Below are 2,392 nucleotides of genomic sequence, written 5' to 3'. Positions count from 1 at the left end.
ATTTTATTACTTCTATGTATGTTCTTCATGATGATGCGCCGATAAATTACTTAATGCTCATTCCTAAACTAAGTCCCCGCTCCTGCTTTCTTCTTTAACCCTCTTCTCGTAGTTATCTAAGTACGTTTGAACCGCTTCGTGATATATAGCTCTTCTATCTTTCCCGCTTCTTCGATTAGACGATGGCAGATAACGTTTCCGTGTTCACGACGTCCCACCACCTTAAGGTCACGTAGTGACCGGCCGCGATGCGGTTAGGTGGTGCGGATGTGTCCCGGCAACTTCTTCTTCGACTTATCTTCCGGGACCGAGGCGGCTTGTCCACCGATGCGTGAACACATTGTTATCTGATGCCGGTGTCATCTTGAGTTACTTGCAAATATTCTATTCCCGTTTTTAAGTCTTTGTATAGTGCTTATTTAAAATGTTATACTGTAGTTAGCTTTGAGCATTCCTTGAAAGGAGATGACCTTAATGGCAGTTAGTAAAGAGAAGGTCACCGACTTGATTAATCGACTATCGGAGAGAGACCTAGAGCTAGTTACTGAATTACTGGAAAGACTGGCCCAAAATAATTTCTATAGAGAAATTCCAATCGACGACGAACCAACCACACAAGATGACTTAGATGCAATCCACGCAGCCCATGAAGCACTTAAAAAAGGCGAACTCATTGATCTACAGGATATCGAAGATGAATTACGAAGTTAAGTTTTACAAGGACGCATTGAAGAATATTCAACGACTCGATAAGATTAGTCGAAACAGAATACTTGATCATATCAAAATTTTGTCGGAAAACCCGAAATCCGACGAATTAGATATTAAGAAAATGCAAGGTACTGAAAATCAATTTAGACTACGAGTAGGACCATACCGAGTTGTTTACTCGATATTCAACGACAAATTACTTATCATTGTCATCAGAGTTGGCTCGCGAGGAGATGTCTATAAGAAATAACCAGGCACTTGATCATCAAGTGTCTCTTTTATTCTTAATGGTTTACACCGGTTTCATATAACGGTTCCGTGTTCACGACGTCCCACCACCTTAAGCGAACGTAGTGAGCGGCCGCGATGCGGTTAGGTGGTGCGGATGTGTCGCCTGAATCTACTTCCTCGAATTATCTCCTGGCGACCGAGGCGGCTTGTCCGCCGATGCGTGAACATATTGTTATACGACGGAACCTTGAATATGCCCACGAAAATTTTGTTACTGTATTACTTCTTTTAATAATAGTTCTTCCGGCATTAATTGATCCGATTCAATAACAATTGCATTCATTCCTTTGTCAGTTACTACTTCATGCCATTCCCCAGATTCCCAAAATGCTACTTGCCCTGCTTGTATTGGTACTCGAACTTTATCTCTCCCACTAATAAATCCTTCTCCAGCTACTACAATAAATAGCTGTGGTACAGGTGCCTCATGCCCCCAAATAAGTCCTTCAGGGTTCATATGCATTGACGATACTTGAATAATGTCTATATGACGTTCAAGTATTTTTATGATAGGGGTTATTATGATGTTCTTACTTCCGAATTTATCTATCTTTCTTCCAACTGACTCATCGAATCGAAATAATTTCATTTTGAATCCCCTCAAATTGGAATGGTTTTTGGTTATTAATAAACAATCTTCGTTCTGTCGTATAACGTTCTTGCATTCACGAACCCTCACCGGCTTAAGACAGCTCGTCAATCAAGCGCAGCGATCGGCCTGCCGGGTCGAAGACTTAGCCGGTGCAGGGTTGTCCCCTGAATCACATCCCGGCCGAATACTACTCGGGGACCGAAGGCCGTTAGGCCTGAAGCGTGGATGCGGTGTTATGTGATGCCAGTGCCCCACCTGAGATACTCGCATTAGCGCTTTGAATATCTATCTTCTAATGCTTTCTTGAAGACATCTATAGGTTTCTCATAGTCAATTGGTTTGTAAATCAACGAATTTAGCCAAGCACTTAAATCATAGGGGTGATCAAATCCCATATCCCTACAGTATAGAGACATCTCTTTCATTGTTCCTAGAACACTCTTATCGTTTGTTTTTTCTATGTGTATATCACCTGCTTCAAAGTAATACTGATCAATCAGTGCCCTCCTGACTCCTTCTAATTGCAAGTATTCTCTGAGGTCCACTTTAAATTTGACTTGAAGTTTGTTTAATTGCGAACTACGTATACCATCAAGAATTAAACATAATCGGCTCAAATCGTTTACAAAGATTATGTGTTTTTTCTTCAGCTGCAATATATTCACGTGCCAACTGAATAATGGGTCAGCTCCATTTGCTTCTAAAGGAGCAATTTTCATATCTTTAAAGAGCTTTTGAGTGAATTTTAGAATCATCATATTTTAGTCTCCTATTGATACTGGTTAGCACTGGTTTCAC

4 protein-coding genes are annotated in these 2,392 nt (G+C 40.8%); 2 read left to right on the top strand and 2 right to left on the bottom strand.

The window, feature by feature from the left end; all coding sequences use genetic code 11:
• Window positions 1-474 precede the first annotated feature (474 nt).
• Both M0651_RS23805 and M0651_RS24335 read left to right on the top strand, forming a co-directional pair.
• A complete protein-coding gene (locus M0651_RS23805; RefSeq protein ID WP_248554152.1) occupies window positions 475-711 on the top strand; it encodes a hypothetical protein in 237 nt (78 codons plus the stop codon).
• Window positions 629-961, top strand: a complete 333-nt coding sequence (locus M0651_RS24335) for a type II toxin-antitoxin system RelE family toxin (RefSeq protein WP_372491049.1) — start codon at window positions 629-631, stop codon at window positions 959-961. Before M0651_RS23805 ends, M0651_RS24335 begins: the two co-directional genes overlap by 83 nt.
• Before the next feature lie 252 nt (window positions 962-1,213).
• Here M0651_RS24335 and M0651_RS23800 read toward each other — a convergent pair whose 3' ends face one another.
• Window positions 1,214-1,591, bottom strand: a complete 378-nt coding sequence (locus M0651_RS23800; RefSeq protein ID WP_248554151.1) for a cupin domain-containing protein — start codon at window positions 1,589-1,591, stop codon at window positions 1,214-1,216.
• A 272-nt stretch (window positions 1,592-1,863) separates the two neighbouring features.
• Window positions 1,864-2,352 (bottom strand): DUF6933 domain-containing protein, encoded by a 489-nt coding sequence (locus M0651_RS23795; protein WP_248554150.1) that lies wholly within the window; start codon window positions 2,350-2,352, stop codon window positions 1,864-1,866.
• Window positions 2,353-2,392 lie beyond the last annotated feature (40 nt).

This window comes from Paenibacillus mellifer (genome assembly GCF_023195895.1).
Taxonomy (GTDB): domain Bacteria; phylum Bacillota; class Bacilli; order Paenibacillales; family Paenibacillaceae; genus Fontibacillus; species Fontibacillus mellifer.
This window is presented reverse-complemented; position numbering and strand designations above follow the sequence as displayed.